4 protein-coding genes and 2 pseudogenes are annotated in these 7,420 nt (G+C 59.6%); 3 read left to right on the forward strand and 3 right to left on the reverse strand.

The annotated features are described in order from the left end of the window. Positions 1 to 49: 49 nt before the first annotated feature. Positions 50 to 253: pseudogene (locus tag KJQ96_RS40740) on the forward strand (12-oxophytodienoate reductase); the annotation flags it as partial. Between the two features lie 547 nt (positions 254 to 800). On the opposite strand, the gene KJQ96_RS34320 reads toward KJQ96_RS40740, so the two are convergent. Continuing rightward, complete coding sequence (locus tag KJQ96_RS34320) at positions 801 to 4,094, reverse strand: peroxidase family protein (RefSeq protein ID WP_213290667.1); 3,294 nt, start codon at positions 4,092 to 4,094, stop codon at positions 801 to 803. A gap of 610 nt (positions 4,095 to 4,704) precedes the next feature. On the opposite strand from KJQ96_RS34320, the gene KJQ96_RS34325 reads away from it, so the two are divergent. After that, complete coding sequence (locus KJQ96_RS34325) at positions 4,705 to 5,064, forward strand: hypothetical protein (protein WP_213290668.1); 360 nt, start codon at positions 4,705 to 4,707, stop codon at positions 5,062 to 5,064. Positions 5,065 to 5,241: 177 nt separating this feature from the next. After that, a complete protein-coding gene (locus KJQ96_RS41685) occupies positions 5,242 to 6,417 on the forward strand; it encodes a hypothetical protein (RefSeq protein ID WP_213290669.1) in 1,176 nt (391 codons plus the stop codon). Between the two features lie 46 nt (positions 6,418 to 6,463). Here the strand turns inward: KJQ96_RS41685 and KJQ96_RS34335 are convergent, their stop codons facing one another. Together KJQ96_RS34335 and KJQ96_RS34340 are read right to left on the reverse strand one after the other, a co-directional pair. Continuing rightward, positions 6,464 to 6,721, reverse strand: a complete 258-nt coding sequence (locus KJQ96_RS34335) for a hypothetical protein (RefSeq protein ID WP_213290670.1) — start codon at positions 6,719 to 6,721, stop codon at positions 6,464 to 6,466. Further along, a pseudogene (locus tag KJQ96_RS34340) lies at positions 6,718 to 7,403 on the reverse strand (SOS response-associated peptidase family protein). Before KJQ96_RS34340 ends, KJQ96_RS34335 begins: the two are co-directional and overlap by 4 nt. Positions 7,404 to 7,420: the final 17 nt, after the last annotated feature.

The raw sequence follows: 7,420 nt of genomic DNA on the forward strand, positions 1-7,420 counted from the left end.
TGCGGGCGATCTGAGCCCTCAAAGCCACCAGCTGAATCAAGGAGCCCGAATGTCCAGCGACGTACTCTTCCGGCCTTTCAAGCTGAAAGGGCTGAACTTGCCGAACCGGGTCGTGATGGCGCCGATGACGCGCTCGTTCTCTCCGGGCGGAATTCCGACCGAAGACGTCGCGCGGTACTACCGCCGCCGTGCCCAAGGAGCGGTCGGGTTCATCATATCGGAGGGCACGGGCGTGGATCGTCCGGCCCCCAGATGGGCCGGGTCTGGTCTGGGATCCCCGCGAAGGCCTGTCGGCAGTGGCCGCGCTCGAGACATTGAAGCATCGCCCCGCGGTCGCCGAGCGCGAGACCATGACCGAGCTTGTCCCAGTCGAACCGTTCATTTCGCAGCCGGCCTCTACTGGCTGGAATCGCGCGGGCCATATCTGACGCGAGGAAACTGACTGATGTCGAGGTCATAGAGGCGCGTGTCGTAATCGCCGCCGATGGCAAGAAAGCCAGACGTTGGCAAGGAAGGCGAGGGCCATGCCCATCCGATCAGATGAGCGCTTTGACGCCTGTTCTAGATAAGCCAATCGCCCGTGAAAGGTCTGCTTATCGGTCAGGCCGGAATAGGCCCGCGTAGTCTAGAACAACGCGAATGAGCCACCGCGGGCATTATCGAACAAGGCATTGTGAGACTGTGATCATTGCAGCAAGGTAACGCGAGACGATTGGTTCCCGGTTAAGAGAAAACGGCCCGTCGTCTCATCAATTGCGAGGTGCTGCGCCGTCCAACTGAAACTGGCGCAGCATTTGGTCTTATGTCCAGCCTCGATGGTGCAATTCATTCGGCTTTACGTCCAGCAAGTCGATGGTGTCGTTGCCGACTTGCAGCGTTCCGTCGTGATGGTCGGAAGATACTTTGACGTAATCGTCGTTCAGAAGTTGCAGCTTGTCCACCTTGGGACCGAAATCAGTGATGGTTGCGGTGTTGTGTTTACCCTTGAGAGAGTCAAGGTTGAACACAAAGGTATCGGCACCGAAACCGTCGTTCACTTCAGCTGAGCCGTCTGTCAAAATCATCTTATCCGAAAATTGCAGGCGTTCGATATTCTGCAGCGTGTCCGTCCCCTCGGCACCGACATTGTCGGTGACCATGATTGATCCATCGGCATTCTGATTGATCGTGTAGTTCTTTGCGCTGCCCGAGAACAGGGCCGTGTCCGTGTCCGGGAGCGGCTCGCCGAACGGATTGCCGTTATCGCCGATTAGGTGGTCGTCGCCCTGTCCGCCCTTCATCCAGTCATCGCCCTCGTTCCCCAGCAGTTCGTCGTTGCCGGCGCCTCCAAAGATCTGATCATTGCCGAGGCCCCCGAAGACCTCGTCATCGCCATCGCCGGCCTTGATGTGGTCGCGGCCCTCCAGGCCGACGAGAAGATCGGAGCCTGCGCCGCCCCATACCTTGTCGTTTCCGGCGGCGCCGTTGACGAAGTCGTCGCCATCGCCGCCCGTAAGGCAGTCGTTGCCGTCGCCACCGATCACAGCATCGTTGCCTAGGGCACCGTCGAGGACATCGTTGCCACCATCGCCCCAGAGCGTATCGTTCCCGGCGCCGGACTGAATCATGTCCGTCCGATCGGTGCCGCCGATCACGACGTGATCGTTGCCAAGAAATCCTAGCTTGCCTCCGTGGTTGGTCATCACCAATGGATTTCCGGCAGCGTCGACCGGATAGGTTGAAGGGTCACCGGCTTCGATCGTGTAGGTGGGCGCCGCGAAGACGTCGAACGGAAGGTGCGAGGTATCAGTGTTGCGCATCACCAGCTCGGAGAATGAGGTGCCCTCGAGCTGATTCAGGAAATTTGTACCTTCCAACCGCGACAGATAGTAAAAGCGGTCACCATTCTGCAAATTTTCCATCTGAGTCTCGAATACGAAGTTGAAGGTCGAGCCCAGTAGCCCGCCCGACGCCAGCGGCCTCTCCGCCAGGCCACCGATCCACAGATCAACGTCATTGAGACCAGTCTCGACACCGGCAAAGGCTCCAGTGCCGTTGAGAAAATCAGTGTCCGGGCCAACGCTCTCGTCTACCTCCGTGGTCGGGTCATCCTCCGTCCCATAGACGAGCGTGACGGCAGCGACACGTTTCTCCGCTACCGTGTCGGCATCAGCGAGCAACGGGTGAAGGCCGTATGCTGCAATGAAGTTGACAAGAGACTCTGGGTGCTTGATGCCGCCCCCGAATTCCGCCCAACTCGCATACGGCTTGAGATCGGGATCTCCGGTTGCTGTGTAGAACTGCTCGCGGACGCTATTGAGCGGTGCCACGCCGGTGTCTCGGCCGCGCGCGAGGTTTATAGTCGCAAGATCCAGAGGCAAACCGAGAAGATTGTTGCGCAGCGCGCCGGTAACGAATTCATCAACGTCGTTGGCGACCTCGCCCGTTGCTCCGCGCACAATTTCCGCTGCAGCATCGCCGTCGGCGCCACGCTCCGCATAGGCGAGCGGGTTGAGGAAGGCATCAATCAGGCTGAGCTGCTGATCGCCGGCCATTTCGGCATTGGCGTCTACCACGTTGCCGTCGGCATCTAGACGGTCAACAGTCTCGCGCAGCAGCGAATGCCCGAACCGATAGACCGTGTGCGCGAACTCGGCCGTGATCGCGGGATCGATGGTGACATCGTGCGCCTCGAATTCATCGATGTTCGGCTGGATGCTACGTGCAAAGTCCTCGAAGACGAGATGCTGGTACTGCATCTCGGTCGCAAATCTGGCGGCTTGGAACAGGTGCTCGCCATTCCAGTCACTCTCCTGGATGCCGTCGGAGATATCGGCTCCCGGCTTCAGCCACTGACTCACGAATGCTGGATCGGTGTCCACTTCGGCCAGGATCACCTCCTTCAGGTGCCCGATCAGCCGGTTATGTTCCGCGTGGAAAACGTGGTGAACAGCGGTCAAGCCGATATTCTCATTGCCGCGTCCGTCGCCGGTGACGTAGTGGGCATCGAGCAACTCATTGTCGTAGTTGCCGCTCGTATCCGACCCGTCAAGGTTCGAGAGGCTGACCTCCGTGTCGCCGTCCGCGACCTTGCCGGTCGGAAGAGCATCATGGGCAATGTCATTCAGAAAGGCGTGTCCGGTGCGGACCGCCCCCGTGGTGCTGATGGGATTGGCGGGGTTGCCTTCTATCAAGATGTCGTCGGGCGTGCCCGCAACGCCATCAACGCCGGGCATCACGAGTTGGGCGTATCCATGAGCTCCGGCCAGGAAGCGCCCATAAGAGTCGGTTGCCGCCAAGGGAATGTTGGTCACATCGACATCGGTCAGGTCGATGCCGAGCAGCTCCCGCGCTTGCGCCTTGACGTCAGCCCATGTTGCCAGGCCGCCATCGGCGCCTTCGAGCAGACGCCCGGTTGCCACCGGATTGCCGTTGGCGTCAAGCATGTACTCGCGCAGAAAAACCTGGTGTGACGGATGCGACGTGTACGTCTGGTTCTGATCGATGAACGGTGTCGTCTGGTTCGTGTGCTCGTGGACATCGTCCGAAGTCCCCACGATCCCGTCTGCCCCGGCCAGGTTGGTCGCACGCGTCAACACCATGAAATTGGTCGGGCTGCCTTCAACGTAGAGAGGGTCGTCCGGCTGCAGTGGGATAAACACTGTCCCGCTGTCGCCCTTGTTCACCAGATCCAGGCCATGGTCGAAGAACTGGCCGAAGAACGTGAACCACTGATTGAACGGCGCCGCGCCATCGGAATCCACGTTCGGAATAACCCCGTCGCCATCGCTGTCGACTGCGGCGGCCGCCGGGTTGCTGTTCGCATTCTGGTCGGCAATCAGATTGCTGATGATCCGCGGGTGGGCGTCGATCACTGTATCTTTGGTCTGGGAGTAGGACGTTCCGAGATCCGCTTCGCGGAACACAGGATCAGTCATCCGCGGGAACACCCGATCCGCGGCGCCGAAGTCCGACTGGCCTGGCACCACGCTGTTGTTCGTGCCGTCAACCGTCCGCAGCCCGAACGGAAGAGAAGGGTCCTCCAAAGGAGCGCCGGTTTCGGCGAATCGAATTTGCGCGAGAATGAAATCGAGGTCTGATCGAATGAGTTGCATGTCCGTCTCCCTGATTTCCGAGCTGTGGAATTCCGGACGCCTCTGCGAAGGCATGCAGGCTTGAGATCGGGAGCCCGCTCTGTGGCGCTTTAGAGATGAGATTGCGAAAGGATGAAAGCTTTATCGCGCGCAGGCAGCCACATATTTGGCAGCAACCGACGCCGACGCGATCCGCAACATTTCAGAAGTCGCAGCGTCATAGCCGCACTCGCAGGCTTCTTCCGACAGGGCCTGAGACATCGCGTCGTGCGGCACGGTCGCCGAGATAGGTCCGCATCTGCGAGCGTTTGCTGATACGTAGACCTTGACCGACCAGAACATGGTTCCCGAAACTCCGAAAGGAGACCTCAGCCAGACCTGCTAACTGGCGCGGCTCAATTGCTCGCGCGCCTGACTCTGGATTAATGGGACGTTCGGCAAGCCGGCCAATGTCCACTTTGGAAGCGAGTGAGAGCATGCTCGCGAAGAAGCCGTCATGACGTCAGACGGTTGCGCAAACTCCTCACTCCTCTTATCTCAAGAAATTGAGCGCTGATCGTACCACGCAACGCTCGCAGCCCGGTCGAAGCTTGAGCGTCGGGCGCTCGTGTCGTGTGTCGTCGAAAGGAAGATGGAGCTCGGCCGCAAGCTTGCGGCGCTGCGCGACGTAACTCCGGGCAATAAGCAATTCGGGTGGGCTGTTCGTAAGCAGTTCGGGCTCGACAATCCCCTCGAGGTCGCCGAGATGATGCGCGTTGCTCGGCGATATGGTGACCGGCCTGAGATTTTCCGCAAAGTGGGCTGGCGCGTTCTCGCGGAGTTGGCTTCCTTGGCAACGTCGGAGGACGAGCGCCGGAAGTTCGAGGACAGAATCTCGGCCGGCGAGCGCGTCAACGGCGCCGAGATAATCCGGGCTCGCTCCACGATTGGAGCCGGCGCGCGCGAAAACGATACCGCGGCCGGCGCAGCTCCTGGGGGTCGGCAGAGTTGACTTGGGACCGTTCAGTGGAAGCAACGTCGTTTTTTGCATCAGCCCCTTCAGACGCGCGGACTATGCGCCCTTCCGTATAGACCGACGCGCGCGGCTGGCCCAAGCTCGAATACCGGCTCGGTGCGAGTGGTGCGATGCCGGCGGCCGGGTCAATTGTTCAATTTTAGGGAGGTGGTCATGGCGCTCGGTTTTGATTATTCAATCCAGATCAGCGATCCAGATAATCTGGCTGCCGGTCAGCAAAAGGCTCTCCTCAAGAACCTCGATGCAGCCATTGCGAATTGGGCGCGCTATATCAGCGGCGCCGGGTCAGTCGATGTGCAGTTGATCATCGATCCGAGGGCTGACTTCGGGGCAGCCTCCGCCAGCGCGACAAATATTACAATCGGCGAATTCGACGGCAAAATGCTGGTCAGGGAAGGCGTTCAGCATGAGTTGCTTACCGGAATCGATCTCAATGGCGATGCTCCTGACGCGTTTATAACTGTTGGGGCAGAATACCTGTCCAACTTCATCTGGCTCGATCCGAGGCCGTTTTCCAGAAACCTTCCCGTCCCCTTGGACAAGAACGACGGCGTTAGCCTATTCATGCACGAGTTCGGCCATGTTCTCGGGATGAATGGGTTCGGCGAAAAGAACGGTGAACTCACCGGGACGACCGCCAGTGTCTATGATAGCCACGTCACCTTCGAGGGCGGGCTCCCGTTCTTTGCGGGCGCGGCCGTCGAACAGCTTTACGGCGGGCCCGTGCCTCTCTCAGGCTTCGACGCGGACGAGAATACGTACACACATTACGGTCACGAATCCGCCGACCAGCTCGATCTTGCCTTGATGCAGGGGAATGCGGGTTTCTTCTTCGGCCAGCGATACTATGTCGACAACATCGACCTTGCCATCATGCAAGACATGGGCCTCTCCACTAGCCACCAGACGGAGAGCCGTTGGGACGACTTCAGTTCTGGGTTTGCAGGAAATGACGTTTTCAGGACTGGACGGGGCAACGACACCTTAAAAGGGGCTGGAGGGAATGACGGTCTATATGGTGGCGCTGGAAACGATCGCCTGAGCGGAGGAGACGGTGAGGATCTCGTTGCCGGAGGCAAGGGAAACGATTGCCTCAGTGGCGGCGCTGATGCCGACACTTTCGTTTTCGGGAAAGGCGGCGACAAGGATATTGTCACCGACTTCGAACTCGGCCTCGATCGAATCCGGCTCGAGCATGGAGCGTCGGTCCAAAAGGTTGGCGAACATGACGTCAATGAGGACGGCGTACTCGACACCGTATTGACGCTGAGTGGCGGCAGTGTTGTGAAGCTCCTGAGCGTGCATGGCGCGGATGACCTGCTTATCTAGGTCTCAATGCCGAGACGCCTCGAGATGTACGTCAGACATTAGATGCTCAAGCGAACAGCTCGGCGCCGGCTGGCGTGAAGGTCACGAAGGTCCCGGATTCGTGCATCTTGAGCGAGCCGCGCTCGATCGCGAGATTCAGCCCGGCGCCATACTCCGCCGGCGTGCCCTTGTCCTTCAAGAACGACTCGTTGACCTTTTCAATATGGATGCGGCTTTGAACCGGCTCGACCGCGTTTGCTATCTCGAGGATCCGGCGCGCAGCTTTTTCCGGGTCGGCACAGGGGCGGGCATCGGTGTATTTCATGCGGCGGCCTTGTCATCCTTGTCAGCGCCTCGAGCGACGATCCTGATCGCGTCATCAGGCAACGGCCGCTGCAGCGCCTTGGCCTCGCCCCACGGCGCACGCATCCAGACGTCGCGCTCCTCGTCTGTTAGCAAAATGACCGGCATGGCCTTGGGATGGATTGGCACGACGACAGCATTCGAAGTCGTGGTGAGAAAGCCGTAGACGTTATGCGGACCAGGAATCGGATTTGATTTCGTCTCGCGCTGGCCCTTGAATTCGGTCCAGATCCCAGCGAAGCAGGTCAGCGGCCGATCATTGTTAATCGCGAACCAAACGACGTCCTTTTTCTTGGTGTCCGGGTTCGGCTCCGGCGCATATTCCGCGAAGCTATTGAATGGCACCAGGCAACGGTTTTCCGGCTTCAGCCAACCCCACCAGTGCGGCGAAGAGGTGTTGCGGATGTTGGTCACCGGCGGTCCGCCGGTCCGCGGCGGTGGCGGCATGCCCCAGCGCATCAAGACGAGCTCGCGTTCGGCGCCGGCATTGCACACGACCGGCGCGGGATAATCTGGAAACCCGCCCGGCATCGGCGGGAGGTTACCCACATAGCGATTCATCCGCGGAAGAGCGCTCGAATGGCTTCCTGGTTGGTGGTGATCGAATAGATGGGGTGATTGCAGTTGCTGCTCGAAAGGCTCAGCCTGGAAGGGAAGCCGG

The sequence above is a fragment of the Bradyrhizobium sp. sGM-13 genome (assembly GCF_018398875.1).
Lineage (GTDB): Bacteria > Pseudomonadota > Alphaproteobacteria > Rhizobiales > Xanthobacteraceae > Bradyrhizobium.